Annotated in this window: 18 protein-coding genes; 3 read left to right on the top strand and 15 right to left on the bottom strand. The window is 36.5% G+C overall.

The annotated features are described in order from the left end of the window. Positions 1-748 precede the first annotated feature (748 nt). From PVV70_RS01640 to PVV70_RS01620, 5 genes are all read right to left on the bottom strand, one after another. Entirely contained in the window at positions 749-1,252 is a 504-nt protein-coding gene (locus tag PVV70_RS01640) for a MerR family transcriptional regulator (protein WP_273757680.1), read from the bottom strand. Positions 1,253-1,444: 192 nt separating this feature from the next. Continuing rightward, positions 1,445-1,759 (bottom strand): integration host factor subunit alpha, encoded by a 315-nt coding sequence (locus PVV70_RS01635; protein ID WP_273757679.1) that lies wholly within the window; start codon positions 1,757-1,759, stop codon positions 1,445-1,447. A 77-nt stretch (positions 1,760-1,836) separates the two neighbouring features. After that, a complete protein-coding gene (locus tag PVV70_RS01630; RefSeq protein ID WP_273757678.1) occupies positions 1,837-2,811 on the bottom strand; it encodes a beta-ketoacyl-ACP synthase III in 975 nt (324 codons plus the stop codon). A 49-nt stretch (positions 2,812-2,860) separates the two neighbouring features. Then, the gene (gene plsX / locus PVV70_RS01625) at positions 2,861-3,931 is read right to left on the bottom strand and encodes a phosphate acyltransferase PlsX (protein WP_273757677.1); all 1,071 of its coding nucleotides are present in this window, start codon (positions 3,929-3,931) and stop codon (positions 2,861-2,863) included. Positions 3,932-4,087: 156 nt separating this feature from the next. Beyond that, positions 4,088-4,645, bottom strand: coding sequence for a DUF177 domain-containing protein (locus PVV70_RS01620; protein WP_273757676.1), 558 nt, complete (start codon positions 4,643-4,645; stop codon positions 4,088-4,090). A gap of 222 nt (positions 4,646-4,867) precedes the next feature. On the opposite strand from PVV70_RS01620, the gene PVV70_RS01615 reads away from it, so the two are divergent. Further along, a complete protein-coding gene (locus PVV70_RS01615) occupies positions 4,868-5,347 on the top strand; it encodes an outer membrane protein assembly factor BamE (RefSeq protein ID WP_273757675.1) in 480 nt (159 codons plus the stop codon). A gap of 78 nt (positions 5,348-5,425) precedes the next feature. On the opposite strand, the gene nusB is transcribed toward PVV70_RS01615, so the two are convergent. The 6 genes from nusB to glyA form a co-directional block, all read right to left on the bottom strand. Next, a complete protein-coding gene (nusB, locus tag PVV70_RS01610; RefSeq protein ID WP_273757674.1) occupies positions 5,426-5,896 on the bottom strand; it encodes a transcription antitermination factor NusB in 471 nt (156 codons plus the stop codon). 2 nt (positions 5,897-5,898) lie between these two features. Further along, positions 5,899-6,354 carry a 6,7-dimethyl-8-ribityllumazine synthase gene (locus tag PVV70_RS01605; protein ID WP_273757673.1) on the bottom strand — a complete coding sequence of 152 codons (456 nt, stop codon included), beginning with the start codon at positions 6,352-6,354 and terminating at the stop codon, positions 5,899-5,901. A 79-nt stretch (positions 6,355-6,433) separates the two neighbouring features. Next, positions 6,434-7,051: a riboflavin synthase gene (locus PVV70_RS01600; protein ID WP_273757672.1), complete on the bottom strand. Its 618-nt coding sequence runs from the start codon at positions 7,049-7,051 to the stop codon at positions 6,434-6,436. Beyond that, the gene (gene ribD, locus PVV70_RS01595; RefSeq protein WP_273757671.1) at positions 7,033-8,160 is read right to left on the bottom strand and encodes a bifunctional diaminohydroxyphosphoribosylaminopyrimidine deaminase/5-amino-6-(5-phosphoribosylamino)uracil reductase RibD; all 1,128 of its coding nucleotides are present in this window, start codon (positions 8,158-8,160) and stop codon (positions 7,033-7,035) included. Before ribD ends, PVV70_RS01600 begins: the two co-directional genes overlap by 19 nt. Further along, positions 8,153-8,635, bottom strand: coding sequence for a transcriptional regulator NrdR (gene nrdR / locus PVV70_RS01590; RefSeq protein WP_273757670.1), 483 nt, complete (start codon positions 8,633-8,635; stop codon positions 8,153-8,155). The genes ribD and nrdR overlap by 8 nt, the downstream gene beginning before the upstream one ends. Before the next feature lie 13 nt (positions 8,636-8,648). Beyond that, positions 8,649-9,962: a serine hydroxymethyltransferase gene (gene glyA / locus PVV70_RS01585; protein ID WP_273757669.1), complete on the bottom strand. Its 1,314-nt coding sequence runs from the start codon at positions 9,960-9,962 to the stop codon at positions 8,649-8,651. 340 nt (positions 9,963-10,302) lie between these two features. On the opposite strand from glyA, the gene argC reads away from it, so the two are divergent. Continuing rightward, the gene (gene argC / locus PVV70_RS01580) at positions 10,303-11,235 is read left to right on the top strand and encodes an N-acetyl-gamma-glutamyl-phosphate reductase (RefSeq protein WP_273757668.1); all 933 of its coding nucleotides are present in this window, start codon (positions 10,303-10,305) and stop codon (positions 11,233-11,235) included. Between the two features lie 21 nt (positions 11,236-11,256). On the opposite strand, the gene PVV70_RS01575 is transcribed toward argC, so the two are convergent. From PVV70_RS01575 to hfq, 4 genes are all read right to left on the bottom strand, one after another. After that, entirely contained in the window at positions 11,257-12,348 is a 1,092-nt protein-coding gene (locus PVV70_RS01575) for a COX15/CtaA family protein (protein ID WP_273757667.1), read from the bottom strand. 130 nt (positions 12,349-12,478) lie between these two features. Then, complete coding sequence (locus PVV70_RS01570) at positions 12,479-14,305, bottom strand: hypothetical protein (RefSeq protein ID WP_273757666.1); 1,827 nt, start codon at positions 14,303-14,305, stop codon at positions 12,479-12,481. A gap of 144 nt (positions 14,306-14,449) precedes the next feature. Continuing rightward, positions 14,450-15,793 carry a GTPase HflX gene (hflX, locus tag PVV70_RS01565; protein ID WP_273757665.1) on the bottom strand — a complete coding sequence of 448 codons (1,344 nt, stop codon included), beginning with the start codon at positions 15,791-15,793 and terminating at the stop codon, positions 14,450-14,452. Positions 15,794-15,847: 54 nt separating this feature from the next. Then, positions 15,848-16,087 carry an RNA chaperone Hfq gene (gene hfq / locus PVV70_RS01560; RefSeq protein ID WP_005773461.1) on the bottom strand — a complete coding sequence of 80 codons (240 nt, stop codon included), beginning with the start codon at positions 16,085-16,087 and terminating at the stop codon, positions 15,848-15,850. Between the two features lie 664 nt (positions 16,088-16,751). On the opposite strand from hfq, the gene PVV70_RS01555 reads away from it, so the two are divergent. Beyond that, positions 16,752-21,311, top strand: a complete 4,560-nt coding sequence (locus PVV70_RS01555) for a hypothetical protein (RefSeq protein WP_273757664.1) — start codon at positions 16,752-16,754, stop codon at positions 21,309-21,311. The last annotated feature ends 908 nt before the right edge of the window (positions 21,312-22,219 follow it).

The raw sequence follows: 22,219 nt of genomic DNA, 5'->3' as shown, positions 1-22,219 counted from the left end.
TTATTCATAAAATGTAACTTCATCAAAAAAAGATAATAGTTTGATTTATAATCATCATCTACTGTTATTCATATTAAACAAGAATCTTAAAGATCATAGGATTTCTTTCACTTTAAATTTGTTTACGCTGCAGCAATCAAAATCATTCGTTTGCACGTGACAAATGAGAAGGCGCGTGTGAATAAAAAATTTAGAAAAGACTAAAAAATGCTTAAACCATTTCAAGTACCCAAGGGTTTGCTGCAATATTGAGTGCTGATAAAATGTGTGTTGCTCCTTCACAAACGTAAAAAATAGTTAAATTTAACATTATAGCATTCATTCATGTGGGCTGTCGCGAAATGGACTTGAAAACCTTAAAAAAAGATCTCTTTAAAACAAGAACGTGAATGATAACTCCATAGCGCTCTATAAAAGCACCTTACAATCTACACTAATGAAGATATGCTTTACTTCTCTTGAGAATTATAAAGCTAAATTAAAGGAGAATGACAACATTCGGTGTTCATTCTTTTCTCTCTTCATATTGAATCAAATTAAAAACTCTTCCTAAAAAAACAATCAACTATGCACACAGGATATATGAGTTGCTCATTTAATATAACAAAGCTGGGGACATACTTATAAAGCTTCTAAATATCTATAAAATACCTTGCGGCATTAAACGCTAAATACTGATTTATAAAAAACTTTTAAAACGCATGTTTTTCTAAAAAAGAAGCACAATATAAAATGCAAAATATTATTGTTATCGTACTCTATCAAGAACACGCTTACATTCAATGAGTTCAAACAGAATTTCTTGCAACAATGCTTTATCGGTTTTATCTTTGTAAAGATTCACAGAACCAACAGAGGTCTCTCCCTCATTTCTCATGAAACTCAAAAGTCCAAAAGAAGACTTTTTAGGTTTATTGCTTGTATTTTCAAAAGTTTGCCCAGCATATTTCTTCTCTATGACAACATTCATAGCATCAAGATCGCCATTACCAAATGCAGTCACAAAAGTAACACCATTTTCTTTCAGAAGGCGCTGCACACCTTTTATCGTATAACCCTGATCGTACAATAACTGCTTAATACCATTGAGCAAATCAACATCGACTGGACGATAGTAACGCCTTCCTCCCCCACGTTTCATTGGTTTAATCTGCCTAAAACGCGTTTCCCAGAATCTTAAAACATGCTGCGGGAGCTCCAATAATTCGGCTACTTCGCTAATTGTGCGAAAAGCATCAGAGCTTTTATCCATTTTGCAACACCTTATCTAAAACACAACAAATAATTTGATAATGATTCATTACATCTCAATTTCTCAACAAGATTAGTCAAAAATAGGACCTCGACTACTTATTAAACAGCCTTTTTTTAAAAAACATAAGTCTTTATTTTATACATTTTCTAACAAGTACCAAACATTACCATAGCATTTATTTATGAGAGATCATTTTTTTTGTCTTGCACGATGTGAATCTAAAATTCTCTGTTTAAGGATATTTGCAGCCTTAAACGTCACAACACGTCGTGGCGGAATAGGTGCTTCAACACCTGTTTTTGGATTGCGTCCAATACGTTCATTCTTACTTCGAACCTGAAAAGTTGCAAAAGAAGATAATTTAACCGCTTCACCTCTTACAAGTGAGTTGCAAATCTCATCCAAAACCAATTCGACCAAAGCTGCTGATTCAGTATGTGACAAGCCCACTTTTTTACAAACTACGCTCGCTAGATCTGCACGCGTTACTGTCTTACTTGTCATTATAACCACCTATTAAAATATTAAAAATTACAAAATGACTTATACGTTTTATTCAAATATGATCAAGTAAACATAATTTACCAACGAATAAGAATTGCTCCCCATGTAAATCCACCTCCCATGGCTTCTAACATGATAAGATCTCCTTTTTTTATTTTTCCATCGCAAACAGCTGTTGTTAAAGCCAACGGGACCGATGCTGCAGACGTATTACCATGCTGATCAACGGTAATCACAACTTTATCTGGTGAAATTCCCAGTTTTTTAGCAGATGCTTCAATAATGCGCTTATTAGCCTGATGAGGTACAAACCAATCTAGTTGTGAAGAATCAATACCTGCAGCTACAAAACAATCATCAACCACATCCGTTATCATACCAACAGCATATTTAAAAACTTCTCGTCCTTCCATACGCAAATAGCCTGTTGTTTGTGTTGTTGAAGGTCCACCATCAACATACAGCTTATCGATATAAGCACCATTAGAGCGTAATTTTGTAGACAATATACCTCGTTCAAAAGCAACATCTCCCTTGATTTCTTGTGCTTCCAAAATAGCAGCACCGGCACCATCACCAAACAAAACACATGTCGTACGGTCTTCCCAATCTAAAATTCGAGAAAATGTATCGGATCCAATCACTAAAATTCTTTTAGCGGCTCCACAGCGTAAATAAGAATCTCCTGTGGTTAAAGCAAAAATAAAACCAGAACAAACCGCTTGGATATCAAAAGCAAATCCATGGCTCATTCCCAAAGCATACTGAATCTCAACAGCAGAAGCAGGAAACGTACGATTTGGCGTTGAGGTTGCTAAAATAATACAATCAATATCCTTTATTGTAAGACCAGCATTTATAAGAGCTGCTTGCGCAGCTTCAACGCCTAAAGAAACCGTTGTTTCATTTTCACTGGCAATATAACGCTGATGTATTCCTGTACGTTGAACAATCCATGAATCTGACGTTTCAACAAACTTTGCAATCTCATCATTTGATAAACTTCTTTTCGGCAAAGCACTTCCTACACCACGTATAATTGATCGAATCATTCAGCTCTCACCTTTTCTTCAGACTTTTTATTTCCATTATAAGAGCTCATCATAAGGATTCTCCACTCATCACCACTTCATCTTCCTGATCAAAAAGTGTATCTTTATTCTCATGAAACCGCCGTAAATCAGCCTTTATTTTTTGTAAAAGTCCATTATTAACCATTTCATAACCAACACGAATAGCAGAAGCAAAGCCATTAGCATTAGCACTTCCATGACTTTTTATGACAACACCATTCAAACCTAAAAGCACACCTCCATTCACCCTATCGGGATCCATTTTATTTTTCAGTGTACGAAAAGCCCCTCGCGATAAAAAATAACCAAGAGATGTTAAAAAAGAACTGCGCAGGGCAGAATTTAAAATCTCTGCTATCTGTCGCGCGGTCCCTTCTGCAGTTTTTAAAGCAATATTACCAGAAAACCCTTCTGTTACAACAACATCGACTGTCCCTTTTCCAATGTCATTGCCCTCAACAAATCCTTTATATTCCAATCCTTCTAATTGCACTTCACGCAATATCATGCCTGCTTTTTTTATTTCATAAAGTCCTTTAACCTCTTCCACCCCCACATTTAAAAGTCCAACACTTGGTTTTTCAGTATGATATAAAGCGCGAAACATCCCCGCACCCATAACCGCCAAATCGACCAATTGACGAGCAGATGCACCAATCGTTGCTCCAATATCTAAAACGATACTCTCACTGCGAAGTGTTGGCCAGATACCCGCAATACCAGGACGTTCAGCCTCTGCCAACATTTTTAAACAAAAATAAGACATGGCCATAAGCGCCCCCGTATTACCAGCAGAAACGCAAGCATCAGCTTCACCATTTTTTACCGCTTCAATGGCATACCACATTGATGATTTACCACGTCCATTGCGAAGGGCTTGGCTTGGTTTTTCATCCATGCGTGTGTAACTTTCTGTGGGATAAAAGCACGATACAGAATCCAAACGGGGATATTTTTTTAAAACCGGCCGAACGACCTCCTCTATCCCATAAAACAGAAAATAAACATCTGATAAATATTTTTGGACACTTGCTGCTCCTGCAATAGCTGCTTCTGGACCGTAATCACCACCCATGACATCTACAGAAATTCTAATCACGCTTTCATATCCCACATTTTTTCATTTACATTTTTAAATGCATATTATGATTTTGGGTGACTAAACACTCATAAAACATATCTTGCGAAAACAGCTCCGCAGAAAATACCGTTTTTATCATAGCATACAATAGATAATTTTTTTATGTTTTTACAATCACTTCCAATTTTTCAAAACAGAAAATGGCGAAAACTTTTGTTCTGCTTCTTCTAAATTTTTAACCACATGCATTTTTATCCCCTCTTTACGTGGATAATGATTAATAGACAACTCAAAAAACTCTTCCATGATTGCACCAATATCAATTCGATCATTATAAAATACTTCCGGTGTATCAAGCCCTTCCACATCCAAAAACAATTCTCGTGTATCTTCTGATATTTTGGGCTTCGTTAAATTTGAATCTTCGGGAACAAAAACAACTTCAATATTTTCACGGAGAATATTTTCTAATGGTTCTAATGTAATAACACATAACTGTATTATATGCGCTTGCAACAAACCTTTTATACGCACACCGCGTTTTTTCCACGGAAGAATATGAAATTTTCCCTTACAAAATTTTACTTCAACTAAATCATGGTTTTGAGCTAAATGTGTACATTCCTTTTTGTTTGCACAAAGATGAACTCTTATCCCTTTAGCAGGAAGGGAACGAACGGATATTGGATAGGCCAAAGCAAATGCCATTTGAGAAATATTTTGAACATTCATTGACAACTCCCAAACATAAAAACCTATAAAACACTGTGCTTTTATTTAGCTCAAGTATATTTCATTCATTTTTTTCTTTTCTAAAGAAATTCTATATGGCATAATTTGCCTTATAACAGGGAAACTCAATGTAAGCTACGGTAGATTAAGCTAAAATTAGAAAAAACTTGAGGTTGCCTTCTTGTCATACATCTCAGTATAAAGGAGATACCATTGTTTCAAATGCCTCACATAATGGCCTTAATCAAACGCAAATTGTTGGTTGGTTTATCAGTAGCAAGTATGGTGACACTTGCAGGTTGCAGTCTTCTTGATTCTTCAGGATCAAGCCAAATTTATAGAGAGGGCTATATTCTTGATAAAAATGCTCTAAGTTCTATTTCTGCTGGCTCAAGTCAAGAGCAAGTTCTTTTAACTTTAGGGACTCCTTCATTAAAAACAAAATATGATAATGAAGTTTTCTATTACATCTCACAAACACGTTATCGTGGGATGCAGTTTATGAAAACAAAGATTATTGACCGCAAAGTTTTAGCGATTTACTTCAATAGAAACAATCAGGTTGCAAAGGTTGCTCACTATGGTCTACAGGACGGTCAAGTATTTGATTTCATTACGCAAACAACACCAACATTAACAAAAGAACATCCCTTTTTAATTCAAATTATAAAAGGCCCTGCGAATCTACCACCCCCTAGGTAGAAGATATTTGTCCACTTATCGTTTTCCTATGATGAGGTCTGATAATATCAGGCCTCATCGTAGGGTGAAATATCACGATTAAGAGCGGATTTTTTTTGCCATACTATCAAGAACTGCATTAACAAGTTTTGGCTCATCCCCTTCAAAAAACGCTTTAGCTATATCAACATATTCATTCATGACGACCGCAACAGGAACATCTTTACGGTTGATCAGCTCCCATAAAGCGGCTCGTAAAATTGCGCGCAATATAGAATCAAGACGTGAAAGAGACCATTCTGCAGAAAGCTGTTGATGAAGCAGAGGATCAAGCTGCTTTTGGTCTTTTACAACACCCGTTATAATCGCCAAAAACCATTGAAAATCAGCTTCAAGATACTGGTCTCCATCAATATCTTTTCCCAAACGATAAGCCTCATACTCCGCAGCCGTTTCCATCACTCCCGAACCCACGATATCCATTTGATAGAGAGCCTGAACCGCAGCCAGCCTTGCTGCTCCACGTTTATTGGCTGAACGCGGAAAATGTCTGCTGTTTATATCAGCCATATTTAACGATTATCTCCAAATTTCTTTTTTAGAGCGATCATACATAAAGCAGCTTCAGCTGCAAAACCACCTTTATTTTTTCCATCTTGTTTTGCGCGTACCCATGCTTGCTCTTCATTTTCAACAGTTAAAATACCATTTCCAATAGCCAAACACTTATGAACGGTTAAATCCATTAAGGCCCGACAAGAATCGTTGGCAACAATTTCAAAGTGATATGTCTCACCCCGAATAACACAACCCAGTGCAACATAACCATCATAAGATATCTTATTTTGTTCAGCAAAAGCTATTGCAGCTGGTATTTCTAAGGCTCCTGGAACTGTTATAATATCATAACTCGCTTCAGCTTTTTGCAAGGCACTCACAGCCCCTTTCAAAAGGGCATCAGAAATCTCTTCATAAAAACGTGCTTCAACAATCAATACGTGAGGCTTTTTACGTATCTCTTTCATCATATGAAAATCCATAAAAACGAATCAAAAAATTCAAAGGTATAGAGCATAAAATTCTAAAAACGATCAATAGAATTGTAGCTTATTCATCTTCTCTTTTAAAAGCAAAAAGCTTAGCAGCATAACGAGCAAGTTGGTCAATTTCCAAATTGACCCAATCTCCAATTTTAGCTTCTCCCCATGTTGTCACATCGAGTGTATGGCGAATAATAAGAACATCAAAAACACAATCCTCAACACCATTAACAGTCAAAGATGTTCCATTAAGTGCAAGTGATCCCTTAGGTACAATGAAAGGCATAAATTGTCTTGAAACTTTTAAATAAAAACGAATTGCATCTCCTTCATTTTTTTGTTCAATAATTTCAGCCAAACCATCAATATGACCAGAAACCAAATGCCCTCCCATTTCATCACCCAATCGAAGCGAACGCTCTAAATTAATAAAAGTTCCTTTTTTCCATTGTGCAAGATTTGTTAAACGTAATGTTTCTTCCCACGCCTCAACAACAAACCAATTGGAATTTCCTTGTTTAAAACCTCGTTCCACAACTGTCAGACAAATTCCTGAACACGCAATTGACGCACCAATTACTAAGCTTTCTATAGCATAGCGTGTAGAAATCTTTACACGCATCCCCTGCTTTAAAGATTGAACATCTTCAACACAACCGATATCCGTTATAATTCCTGTGAACATAATGTCTTACGTCTCCATTTATAAAAACGGTCATTTCCAAACATTTTTGTCTCAACCTCATGAAATTGCGAGAGATAATTTCCAAAATGAGGAGCTTCAATACGTTTTTTTCCTAAAACAACGGGACTATAAAAACATATCAAATGATCAACACAACCAGCATTCAAAAACTTTTCCCCTGTCTTTACCCCCCCTTCCAGTAAAACACTATTAATCCCATGTTTATAAAGCATCTGTAAAAGAGAAACAGGTTCTACAAAACCATTATTCATCTCTACCGAATAAACGGACACACCATATTGCTCCAATGCATTTTTTTTGCTTTTCTTTGAAAGAGTCTCATTACAAATAACCCACGTAGGAATTTTTATGGCTGTTTGGACAACTTTCGCATCAAGAGGGATAGATAAATCTGCATCCAAAATAATACGAATTGGCGAGCGTATTTCCATTCCTGGCAAGCGGCAATTGAGCTGAGGATCATCGGCTAATATAGTCCCAATACCAACGAGAATAGCGTTGTTTTGAGCCCGTAGAATATGGGTATGGGTATGGGAAAGCGTTCCACTAATTTTTATTCCCCCCTCCTTTCTTTTTCCCACACTATTATCGGCAGAAATTGCCATTTTAAAAGTAACTGCACAACGTTGCAACTTTCTTATACACCAATGCGTCCATAAAGCTTCAAAAGCCTCTTCAGCTAAAATACCCTCAACGACTTCAATACCCGCTGCACGCAAAAGAGCAAGACCACGACCATCCACACGCTTGTCACAATCGATCAGAGCAACAACAACTCGAGAAACACCTGAATCAATAAGCGCATTAACACACGGAGAAGTTTTTCCATAATGTGCGCAAGGTTCTAAAGTAACATAAGCAGTTGCTCCTTGAGCCAAGGAGCCGGCCATGTGTAAAGCTTGCACTTCCGCATGAGGACTTCCATGAAGAGCTGTTACGCCATAACCAACAATAAATGGTCCCCTACCGCCATCATTTTGCACAATTAGCGTACCCACGGAAGGATTCTCACCTGTAAGTCCCACATGACGCTCTGCTAAACGGATAGCGGCAGCCATAAACCGTTCATCTTGCACTTTTTTATTCATCAAAACGAGATTCTGTATCCGTTATACCTTTTGACAACTCATCGATAATATCGTGAAAATCGCTTGCATTACGAAAATCTCGATACACAGAAGCAAAACGGATATAAGCAATATCATCAATTCTTTTTAATGCTTCCATCACAAGCTGTCCAATTTTTTCTGAAGCAACCTCTGGTTCGCCCAAACTCTCAAGCTGGCGTACAATACCAGAGATTGCTCGTTCAATACGATCAGGATCAATATTGCGCTTTCGTACAGCCACATCAACGGATCGCATTAATTTATCACGATCAAATGGCTCACATCGTCCACTTTTTTTAGTAACCAAAAGCTCACGTAATTGAATACGTTCAAAAGTTGTAAAACGACCACCGCAAACGGAACACACACGGCGGCGGCGAATCACCGCCCCCTCTTCTGCTGGACGTGAATCTTTAACCTGTGTATCCTCATATTGACAGTAAGGACAGCGCATCTCTTTTTTATCCTTAACGCGTGCTAAGATAAGAATAAAGAGGAAATTGATTCGTTATATCTTCCACTTTTTTCTTAACCGCCATTTCAATAACATGATTATCTTCATCACTTTTTGCATTCCGAAGGCCATCAAGAACTTCTGAAATCAGATGAGCAATTTGTGTAAACTCTTTTTCTAAAAAACCACGTGTTGTGGCAGCAGGTGATCCCAAACGAATTCCCGATGTTATAGATGGTGTTTCAGGATCAAAAGGAATACCATTTTTATTGCAAGTCATATGAGCGCGTCCCAAAGCCAATTCGGCACGTTTTCCTGTTAGATTTTTCGAACGTAAATCAACCAACAATAAATGATTGTCTGTACCGCCAGAAACAATATTAAAACCATTACTCCGTAATGTTTTTGCTAAAATTTTTGCATTAGCGACAACATTGGCACTGTAACTTTTGAAAGAAGGCTGCAAAGCCTCTTCAAATGCCACAGCCTTTGCCGCAATCACATGCATCAAAGGACCTCCTTGAAGACCAGGAAAAATAGCAGAATTGATTTTTCTGGATAAAGCCTCATCATTTGTCAATATCAAACCACCCCGAGGACCTCGAAGCGATTTATGCGTTGTTGTCGTTACAATATGTGCATGGGGAACAGGGGAAGGATGCACGCCACCAGCAACAAGACCAGCAATATGAGACATATCAACAAGGAGATGAGCACCGATCTCATCTGCAATTTCACGGAATCGTTCCCAATCCCAGAATCGAGGATAAGATGAGCCCCCTGCTATAATAAGTTTTGGCTTACGTTCTTTCGCAAGCCGCTCAACCTCATCCATATCAATAATCTGATCTTCTTGACGCACACCATAGGAAACAACATCAAACCATTTTCCCGACATATTGACAGATGAACCATGCGTAAGGTGACCACCAGCATTTAAATCCAATCCCATAAATGTGTCACCAGGCTGGAGTAATGCCAGAAAGACGGCTTGATTCATTTGGCTACCAGAATTGGGTTGTACATTGGCAAAAGCAGCACCAAAAAGCTGTTTTGCTCTTTCAATGGCTAAATCTTCAATGACATCGACAAATTGACACCCACCATAGTAGCGCTTTCTTGGATAACCTTCTGCATATTTATTGGTTAAAACAGACCCCTGTGCTTCAAGAACTGCTCTTGAAACAATATTCTCTGAGGCAATCAGCTCAATCTCATGTTGTTGCCGCTCAAATTCCCCTCTAATGGCATTAAAAACCGCACCATCAACTGTCTGTAAATTATCATTAAAAAAGCGCTTTTGTGCGTCATTTTCTTGCTGAGTCATAAAACACATTCCTAACATTGAAAAATAAAGTCACTAAACGATAACACAGCAAACCATGCAAACCAAACATTTTAAACCACTTACACTCAAAAATACTGATACAAATATCTATCTTATTCCTCGTCATAGAAACAGCAAAAAACTTCGCTCATAAGAAGAGTGAAAAATGAAGTTAAGTTTCTTTTTTTACGCCCTTATTGATACCTTTTACAAAAAATATCTATAATCCAAAGAAATTCAATAAGTTAATGATTATTATTTAAGTTGGTAATGATTTAAAATAATTTATAATGAGAAAAGCTGGATATCGTAGGGAAAATTAATACAAGGCAAGTTAAGAATGGTAACCAAAGTTTTTATTGATGGTGAACACGGCACAACCGGACTACAAATACAAAAACGCTTAGAGAAACGCACAGATTTAAAACTACTCTCTCTTGCTCATAAGGATCGCCATAATGTTCATCTGAGGCAAGACTATCTTACTCAAACGGATATTGCTATTTTATGTCTTCCAGATGATGCAGCACGTAAAACTGTTCATTGGCTTAAAAAAAATAAAAACATTAGGGTTATTGATAGCTCAACAGCTCACCGTATTGCACCAAACTGGGTTTACGGTTTTCCTGAAATGACAGCAGGGCAAAAAAAACGCATTCAAGCAGCCCATTACGTCTCTAATCCTGGATGTTATCCAACCGGTGCCATTAGCTTGATTCGCCCCCTTCGCGAAGCAGGATTGTTAGATGCCGATTATCCCATCTCGATTCATGCAACCTCCGGCTATACCGGTGGTGGAAGACAACTGATTACACAAATGGAAAATCAATCCCAAGAAAATCTTCAGGAAAATTATTTTATCTATGGCCTCAATCTTGAACACAAACATGTGCCAGAAATTAAACTTCATGGACAAATTAATCAAACGCCACTTTTTATACCCAGTGTAGGTCGTTTTCCTCAAGGAATGGTTGTGAATCTTCCACTACACCGCCATTTATTCACAAAATCAGCAAACTGTTCTGATCTGCGCGAAATTCTTGCAAACCATTACGAAGGACAAAACATCATTTCAGTGGCATCACAAGATGAAATCGCTTCTCTTCAAAGATTAAATCCAGAATGCTTCGCCAATAAAGATGGTATGAAATTGTTCGTATTTGGAAATGATCGCGAAGGAATTTTTAATCTCTGTGCCCTCTTCGATAATTTAGGAAAAGGCGCATCAGCTGCCGCTATCCAAAACCTCGATTTAATGCTCTCAAGCAATTAAATGCCATCTGGATACATACTTTTATTCAACAACGTGATATGCCCCTTTTGTTGCTCGCCAGTGTGCAACCGCAAAACATAACACGGCTAATGCCATACCTTGATGAATGAGCCCTAAACTTATTGGAACCTCATGTAAAAGTGTCAAGATACCTAAAAGTGCTTGGATAATGATCATAACACAGATAAGAAATGCCCGACGAGAGTGAGTTGAATGCGGAACATTTTTTTGTACATAGAAAGCATGAAAAACCGAGACAATAAATAAAAAATAAGCAAAAAACCGATGAATAAATTGAACCGTTAAGGGATTTTCGAATAAATTGAGCCAAACAGGACGATGCAGTAACAATCCATCAGGAATAATCTGACCATCCATAAGGGGCCATGTATTATAGACTTTTCCAGCATGAAGCCCTGCAACCAAAGCCCCCAAATAAATCTCTATCAAGACGAAAATAACGAGCCAAGCCGCAAAATATTGCACCTTCTGATCGGCTGGTTTTTCTGAATATTCTGCAAGTCCTCGAGATAAATAAGTAACAAAAATAATAACCAAACATGCCGTTATAAGATGAAATGCCAAACGATATTGGCTCACACTTGTTAGATTACTTTGGCCAATCCCTGAAGCGACCATCCACCAACCAATAAAGCCTTGAAAGGCGATAAGAATCGGCACAACTGCAAGCGGGAGCAAAATATTTTTTTCAATACGCTTCGTCACCCAAAACCAAATTAACCCCAATAAAGCGACAAGACCAACAAGACGTCCGAGAACACGGTGCGCCCATTCCCACCAAAAAATGACCTTAAAAGCACTTAAAGTCATATCAGAATTAAGCAACTTATACTGCGCTATTTGTTGATATTTTAAAAATTCCTCTTGCCATTGATCCACACCGATCGGTGGAATAACACCATGAATTGGCTTCCATTCCGTTATTGATAATCCTGATCCGGTCAAACGGGTTGCTCCTCCTACCAAAACAATCGCTAAGCAAAGCAATAAAATAGAATAAAGCCACACCTGAATTTGCTTTCGATTTCTCTTTTGCACAGGTGTTAAAAGGTTATCGTTTAATCTTTTTACTGCCATCTCTGATTGCCCCACGCTTCTCTCCAACTACAACGCATTTTTAAATTTAAACACAAAATCTTCTCATGTTAGTATGTACTATAACTGTAGCAAAAAACAAGCGTACCACTATAACATGCGATACCTATTTCTTTTTTTACGAAATTCATAATGCAACAGCACGATACACAGTTTTTGGAAAGCGACTAACCATCCGCATCATCCAATTCTGTTCACTAAGAGCAGTATTACAAATATAATAGTCCGTTAGCTCTGAAAATTGCTCACCCCCATATTTAGGTTCGCTTTCCATCTCTAAAATAATAAAATCATACTCTTTTTTAAATTCTTGTAATACATGAGAAATATTGTCTGAAAAATCTTGTGCAGAAACAGCGCTTGTTAACCCTTGAGGGAGAATATCAACCCCCGTATCGTAATCACGGTAAATAACATCATGCAACTGAGCATGACCCGTTAAAATATCACTCAGTCCCCGATGTGGACCAATGACTTTCTCGATTTGTTGACCAGAGATATCAACCAACAAAATTGTTTTGTGCTCTTTTGTAAGATAAAGTGAAAGTTTTGCCGCTGTCCGTGCAGCTTCTGGTCCAATGATTGAAATAACAGTTGAAGCACACCATTTTAAAACATCAGATAATCCCTCTATCGTAATAAAAGCTTCAAGATTTTTCATTTCTTGAGAGACTAAAATACTATCATTCTTCTTGAGAGTATTTTCTTTTGATCTCAAATCCTCTTCTGAGAGTTGATTTTTTTTGCTTCTAGAGCATGGAGAAAATAACATTATTCCGAACAAAAGGGGAAAGAAGCTCGTCAATGCACTCACAAGAATATTTTTTCCATAGAGAGCCATAAAAGAAATTGGTGCTAACTTTGTTGGTATAACCACGTGGATCTTTGCATTTTGCAAGAGAAGAGAATCATCACTCAATCCCTGATATGAACCCATAATTTTTTCGCTCCCTTGAGCAAGCTTACTCATCGCTTTATTTTGCGCATCGATCTCTGCTGTTATTTTATTTTCAAACACGTTAAAGATTTGATTCAAAGATTGTGATTGATCTTTTACAAAAAAGCTCATCTTCTTTTTAAGCTGTTTTTCCAACTCCGTTGCAATAATCTCATCGGAATGAACTTGGTCAACGATCTGTAAAATTTTATTTTTTAATTGATGAGAAACCGCCTCTAATTCCGCAGTCATGGCCTTAATTTGAGGATGTGACCATCCCAATTGCGCAGCCATATGTGCCCTTTGTGTTTCCAAAAGATCGCGTTTAGATTCCAGAGCTACAATTGCTGAATTGCTTGCAATAAATGATAAAGATAGTAAAGACTGCCCATTTTCACGCATCATGTTAATCGTTGAATTCAAACTTGTTAAATGAATACGCTTTAAAGTTGCTTGCATTAATTGCATCGAAAGATCATGAAGCTCTGTTTGTTTGACACCATGCTGAATAAAAGAATCAACAGAAGCACGAAATCCCTGCATGATATTAACGATCGCAGTATTATCATATCGTTTGTCTTCTAATTTCTCATTTAACAAAGACTGTTTCTGTTTTATGATTACTTGTGAAAAAGTAGAAAACCAAGTTTCCACCCCCCGTTGAGCTGCTTCAAGTGTTTCAGCTTCGAAAGTAAGATTAATAAGATCACCATGACGCGATAAACGGATATTTTCCTGTTTTTTTTCCTTATAAGAAGCACTTAAAGAAAAATGCGAATCATCTAAAAATATAGGCTGTGAAAACAAAAAGGTGATAATATTGTCTTGTTTTTCAATCGGGAGTGGCGTTCCTGCAGAATCAGATAATGAAAAGACTATAGTTGCTTGATAACCACGGGGCTGAATAAAATAATAAAACCAAATCAAAGAGATACACAGTACTTGCAACAGCAAAACAATCAAAATGTTTCGCCATACTGTACGTACGAACAGTCTTTTATTACATGTAAGACTCATCTTTATTTTAACCAGCAAAATACTTCTTCATATTTTTTTATTAAGAGAAAGTAGTAACTATCCTCTTAACTTGCTGTCATATTATTTTTGAATAAGAAAAACATAAAATTTGAGCAAAAAAGTTCAACAATAGCTTTAAAAAACTTAATTCATATTTTTTTTGATATTCTCTAGTTGTTTTTTTGCTTCAAAAGTAAGAACGGCTCTAATAGTAACAGAGCCATCATCATGTCCTTCCTGCTTTATTTCTGCAGAGTTTTCATAAAACCAATCAATAAGTGACATTTCATGAGGTTTTAAAAGATATTCAATGCTTTGCACTTCTCCAAAAATTCGCTTTTCAATAGTTCTTAATAATTGATCAAGTCCATCCCCTTTAAGGGCTGATACCATGAGAGCCGGATTTAATCGTGCCTTTGCACTGGTTTGTAAAACATTCAATGCTTGCTCGTCTAACATATCAATCTTATTCCAAACTTCTATGATATGTTCTGTATCATCAATATCGATATCAAGACTTGAAAGTACTTCTAAGACATCTTGGGCATGCGCACGATGATCAAAATCTGACATATCTCTTACATGAAGAATGAGATCCGCTTCAACCACTTCTTCAAGGGTTGCTCTAAACGCTGCAATCAAGTTTGTTGGTAAATTAGAGATAAAACCTACAGTATCAGACAAAAGAATTGTTTTTCCATGGGGAAGAACAACTTTGCGCAAAGTCGGATCAAGCGTCGCAAATAACATATTCTTTGCTAAAACATCAGCACCGCTTAAACGGTTAAAAAGAGTTGACTTTCCTGTATTCGTGTATCCTACCAAAGCAACAACAGGATAAGATGTTTTTTTTCTTTTTGCTCTATGAAGTGTACGTGTTTTAATAACCGTTTCCAATTCGCGACGAATACGAATAATTTTCTCTTGTAAAAGACGCCTATCCGCTTCAATTTGTGTTTCACCAGGTCCACCTAGGAAACCACGCCCTCCCCGTTGCCTTTCCAAGTGCGTCCAACTCCGCACAAGCCGCCCTTTTTGATAGGACAAATGCGCCAACTCTACTTGCAAAACCCCTTCTTTTGTTCGTGCACGATCACCAAAAATCTCAAGAATCAAAGCCGTTCTATCGATCACTTTACAATTCCATAATTTTTCTAAATTACGCTGCTGTATTGGCGTTAAAAAGTGATCTATAATCGCAAGCTCGATAGAATATTCATTGATATAATCGGCGAGCACATCTGCTTTACCTTTTCCAAAGAGAGTCGCAGGACGAGGTGTGGTAATATTAATTGTTTCATAATGAACAACTTCTAACCTTATAGCACGTGCTAACCCCAATGCCTCTTGAACACGGGAAGATATAGAACACTCTCTCAAAGAGTTTTCACTTCTATTTTCTTGAAAAATCGGTATCAAAACAAGTGCGCGCACCTGTTTTACAATTTTCGAACACACCCCTTTTAATCTCTCATTTTCATTTATCATAGCAATTTAAGCACTTTTGAAATGGGATAAGAGGTTCATTTTAAAAAGATGTGTTTACTCAGGACTTTCTCCTTCAAACATCTGTACAGGCTGTCCAGGCATAATCGTAGAAATAGCATGCTTATAAACCAATTGCGCATGTCCATCTCGGCGTAAAAGGACACAAAAATTATCAAATGAAGTTACAATACCTGTGAGTTTAACGCCATTAACAAGAAAAATGGTAAGGGAAATTTTTTGCTTACGCACCGTATTTAAAAATACATCTTGCAGGTGTTGTGATCGCTCTGCCATTATTCTTACACCTTCATCTCGATTGCATAAAATATTTGTGCATGCATATCGACTGAAAAATATTCAATTGTCAACGTAGAAGCTTCAAATTTTAGCAACAAACAACTGAAATCAGAGAAAAAACTGCTTTTTAAGGGAACAATTAAAGTACTTCTTATCAGAAGCTATCATTAAATTCAAAATTTTTCCACATTTACTTTTTTGTGAACTTACAGTTAAGAAACAGATTTTTATACATCCTAAGCTATTACAGATGATGTACGAAATGATGAATCCTTATTTGTTGAGAATCAATAAAAGGAAATAGACGATAACACGTATTATCGATATTCAAAAAAAGCATTTGTACTGCACTGTTTTTTTAATATCAATATATAACTGCCATTAAATTGTCCTTATCTCAAAGAAAATAAGCTAATACAGCTTTTTATAAGCACAAGTTGTAAACAGTATTTTTGTTTTTTTGAGAATTAATAACAAATTGTTTTTATTATATTTATAACCTTTTTAAACAGAGTGTAAGATACTGCGTTAACTTTATTTTGATAAGTTTTCAAATTTTTTTTCTCAGCATATTCCTTTCTAAATAATTAACAGCTAGTATGCGGAAATTATGTTGAAGAGGACGTATCCCTTTTTCCGTCTGTAAGAGTACGAGGCGAGTATGGCACGCAGAACCAAATTGCAAACATTTGAAGTTGAAGTTGAAGAAGCCCTCACAAAAGCGATGAGCTTTGATTTCGATGACACAGCATTTGAGACAATATCATCCAATAATTCTGAAAATATTGTGAATGTCGATGATTTGATTCAAAAAATTGCAATGGCAGAAGAAGAGTTTTTTGCTGAAAATGGTCCTTCAACTTTTGTCTCTAATATTCATGATGATGCTGTTATTGACAAATCCGTTGTTGGACAGCTTTTTGCTCCAAAACCTTCACCTGATACTTCAGGGGGAACGGTTCACAATACATTGTTGTCGACAAAACTTCTTCCTGCAAATGATGATATAACATCGCCTGTAAATTTTGGACTCTTAAAGCACCGTTCTTCCTCTCGAATCTACTGGTATACAACAGCGCTTAGTGCTTTATGGGCAACTGGGGGAGCTTTTGTTGCCCATAAACTGGCCCCTGTCGGACTAAGCTCCTTGTCTAATATCAGCACTTTTGTGACATCCCCAACAGGACTCGCTGTAGCGGCTGGAACAGCGATTCCTATCCTTATATCTTGGGGCGTTGCTCAATTAACAAAACGTTCGAACGAATTGCATAATATTGCTCTTCTTATGACAAATGCTGCGCAACGCCTTAGTGAACCACAACAGTTATCTGAAAAACAAGCTATTGCTATAGGACAAACCATTCGTGAAGAAGTCGCGGCAATGAACGAAGGTATTGAACGGACCCTTGGACGTGCTGTTGAACTTGAAGCAATCATACAAGGTGAAGTTCACAACCTAGAACAGGCCTACGCTGAGAATGAATCACGCATTCATACGCTCATCAAAGAATTGAGTAATGAACGCATAGCCATTTTGAATCACGCCGATCGCGTACAATCAACAATTAAAGGAACCCAAGAACAACTGAGCGATGAATTTGGCTTGGTTACCTCTAAAATTGTAACCAATGTTGAAAAGCTTGCACAAACCCTTTCCCAAACTTTACAAAAACAAGGGGAGGACCTTGTTGAAAAACTTTCCTATGCCGGTGATGGTGTAACAAATCAGCTTGTTGAAAAATTTAACGAAACAACAACCCAAATTCAGCAGAAGAACACAAAATTTTTTGATGAATTAGGAAAAAACTTTGATGGTTTTGCAAAACGATTTGATTATAATGAGAAACAAATAGAAAAAACCTTTAATGAAACAGCAGCAAAAGCAGAAGTGCATGCTGCTAAAATTGCAACGCATATACAAGCAGTAACAGATCAAACTTTGCACGTTGTCGATGAAAAGTTTAAAGCCTTAGATAAAGCTCTTCTTGATCGCAATAATCAATCTCTACAGAATTTTGATGAGAAGATCTTAAAGCTTGATGATCAAACACATAAACTCTCTTCTAAATTTGATAACGTCACATCAAAAGCAATTGGAGCCTTTGAACAACGTTTAGCAACTGTTGATCTTTCTCTTAAAGAACACAGTAACTCCATTATTGATTCCTTTATAGAACGCAGTCAAGCTTTAGAGGATAATGCTGAAAAACTTGGTAACTTTTTGGAAGCTCATGTTTTGAAAATAAATGAAAACCTCCAAGAAAAAACAGCAGACATTACCCATGCATTTACAAGTGGACGTGAAGCTATTCTGTCTGCAATTGATAAAAGTAAAGAAAATCTGAGAGAAGAAATTCAACATGTCGACAATGCCATTGTTGATATTATACAAGAACGTTCACAAGATTTTAAACTGCAACTTTCTGATCAACGAGCTCTCATGGCAGACATGCTTGATAGCGAGAAGAATAAAATCGCTGATGCATTAAGAAATCAGATTGATGTCTTGGTCCAAAATACGTCTCATATTGAAAAAGTTTTGACGGACAACGCTCAACTCGTTGATAAACAAGCTGAAAATCATATTGAAAATATCATTCAATGCACTGACAAACTACAAGAAGTCATTGTACAAAGTTGCAATACAACGCAAGACGCTTTAGAAGCACAAGCGAGAAATATTGATATCCGTGCTGATGCTCTACGTGACTCTTTGGCAATTAATAGCTTTTCTCTCAATGAAGTTCTTGCTGATCAAGCACGTACACTTGAGCAACGCATGGAAACAATCCATAACCTTATCGCAAAAAGTGATATACGTGTCGATGTTGCATTAAAACAACAAATAGATTTAGTTGAGAGTGCAATCGCCGCCAATAATAAAAACATTACTGAAATGGTTCAAGATCATATAAAAAACCTTGAAAGCCACGCTGAAGTTTTAAAGAATACTCTCTCTCAATCGAGTGGTGTTTTCTTTGAAACCCTTGAAACACGTATGGAATCATTCGATACAAATTTAGAAGATCATGCACACAAAATTTTTGAACGGACAACAACGCTAGAGGAAACATTATCTGAAAAATTTAGCCAAGTCTGTGAAGCCATTGATATGCAAACATCTGCTATTGAGGAACGTTCTGACACGTTAAAAACGTCTCTCATGCTGAGTAATGAGCAAAGTCAGATAATTCAACAAGCGCTGGAGAGCAGTGTTGACAATATGCGTGTTAGCTTAGAAGATTCTGTGAATACAGTCACAGATAGTCTGCATAATAAGATTATAAAAGCTTCTGATATGCTTTCTTCTACGGGTGAACAAATTCTTTCATCTGTTACAAATGCTACTGCACAAGCTGAAAATATCCTCTCAGAATCAGGCAATCGAATTGTATCAAACGTTAAGAAAACAGTTTATGATACCAGTGAAAAAGTTCTGTCTGTGCTATCTGAACAAACAGCGCATACTGTCGAAGCTTTCACAACAGCCAGTCATAATGCACAAGCATTATTGAATGAAACAATTCACACATCAACAACAGCAATAGAGCAAGTCCTTAATGAACGTTGTGATGTTCTTTATCATTCTATGCAAAATCTTAAAAGTAATTTAGGATATCAGCTTTCTGATGTAACAAGCCGTCTGGAAGATGCGAAGAATCAGACAGCAATACAAATTTCAGAACATGTTGGAAAAATAACAGAACTGACAAACCACTTAAATCAAGCAGCACAAAGTACAACAGAATCAATTGATTCTTTAACGCAGCATATCGGTGAGCAACTCTCTCTCTCCACACAAGATGCTGAACAAAGGATTTATGCACATAATGAATCTTTAGTGAATAGCTTGAACAAAGCGAACTCTGAAACACTTCAAACAGTAACAGCTATGAAGGAAGAGCTTGTAAATAATGTCTCATCCATCTTACAGCAGTTGAATCAGTCAATTTACAACTTCCAAGAAAATAGTAATGTTTTATTATCAGCTGTTCAAAATATTGATGGTCAGTTTAATGAAACGACGAACAATTTTTTCCGCAACACGAACCAAGTAGCAGAGCGTTTATCAGCCTCAAATCAAGCGCTTAATAATAATGTTGAAATTCTGCAAGGACTCTCAAACAACACCTTTGAACAAATTAATCATATAACGAACAGTTTTGGTGAACATGCGAAAACACTTTCCCAAACTATTCACGTTCTTGAACAGTCTGAAAGTTCACTAAATACAACGCTTGAAGAAAAACATAATACACTTTCTGCATTAAGCGATGCTCTTGTTTTAAAGTCTCATGAAATTAATCAAATGATTGAGCATTATGAAAAAATCTTCAACTTAGCTCTTGAACGCTCTGATAAGAATGCGCGTAACGCCACAGATTCATTCCAACAATCCCTTAATAAGCTTATTAGTGAAGCATCAACGCGTTTTTCAGGAGCAGCAGAAGATATACGTCGCTCCGCGGATGAAGTTCGTTTAGAGCTTTCAAAGATTAATAATGATATTCATGAAAATGCTAAAAAGCTTCCTGAAAAAACAAAAGAAACAACGCAAACAATTCGTACGGCTTTGAATGAGCAAATTACAGCATTAAAAGATCTCATCAGTGTTATGCAAAATGATCAAAAGGACGCAAAAGAGCAGTTAATGTCAGCATTTCCTACATCATCAGTGCTTAATAAGAGAAGTGAGAATTCTCCTGAGTTCATTAAAAAGATCATTCCTCCTAAACCTGTTTTACAACAAGATCAAAGCATAAAAAGACCAAATAAATGGGTGTCAAATCTCTTAGAAAGAGCTTCACGTGAAGAAACATTTTATGATGAAACCCCAAACGATGTTGTTTTAACATCAATGCAAACAAAACCACGTCCTACAAACAGTTCTCTTAACGCATTAGCATCAGGTATAGTGCAAGCAATTAATCATAATGCCATTGTTGAGCTATGGGATCATTATCAACGCGGCCAAAAAAACATCGTAACAGAACACCTTTATACCTTGAATGGAAAAACGATATTTGAAATGATTAAGAAAAAATATATGAGCGATTTTGAGTTTAAACGTTCAGTGAATCAATATGTTGCGGATTTCGAAAAGCTCTTACGTGATATATCGCGCAGTTCTGGTTCTTCCAACTCAGTTCGCAAATACCTGATATCAGATACAGGAAAAGTTTATACCATGCTTGCTCATGCAAGTGGACGAATCCAATAGACAATAAAAAAGTGGAGAAAATATTTTTCCACTTTTTTATTTCCAGTTGTCTTAATTGCTTATCATAGAGTGCTTTGCGATCAGCTCGAGCTTTGTACTTCAAAGACTGATAATTGGCATGCGTTTTCTTTGATAACCTAAGTGATAACCCTAAAAAAAGCATAATAACTTATCAAACAATCTATCATTCTTAAAAATGATAAGACATATTTTCTACTTCTTTATCCTCTCCTTAATCCTTTTATTATATGATAAATTTGAAATGGATGAATCTTATTATATCTAAGTTTCCCATTCAACTTACGAGCTATTTCATTTTAAATTATAAAGTAACGTATCAGACAGAATATATAAATTCATATATGAAATGTGCAATGTCAGCTTTTTCAGTGACATTTTCGTTTAAAAACACATAACTTACCAGTATATAAAAATACAGCTTTAAACGATTAACAATTCAAATGCTCCCATCTTCTTATAAAGAGCTGAACAAACAGTTTATAACGTTCAAATTTATGTTTTAAAATTTCTTCTACTTCCGTATAGAAATTTAAATAAAATATATATTTTATAAAAAGCGGATGAAATGAATAAATAAGCTCTTCTGTTCTTTCCTTATTTTGTAAGCATTGCAAAAACAATAATGGCTTGGTAATGTGATCATTATTAAATATTTTATTTGTTTGTAGACTAATCAATTTTTACGCATTTTATTAAGGAAAGAAAAACAAACGTGCCGCTGTCAATAAAATTATTCCTGCGCACAAATGAAAAAAAACATCAAACTGGTTTTATGATCCAGAAGAAATTTCTCATGCTCATGCATTTTGATATTCAGAGAAATGAGGATCTATTAGTGGACAAAACCTTATCGTAGATGGAACACTCATATAAACATACACTAACTT

This window comes from Bartonella sp. AU55XJBT (assembly GCF_028618525.1).
The sequence above is the reverse complement of the archived record's forward strand: the minus strand, read 5'-3'. Positions and strand labels throughout refer to the sequence as shown.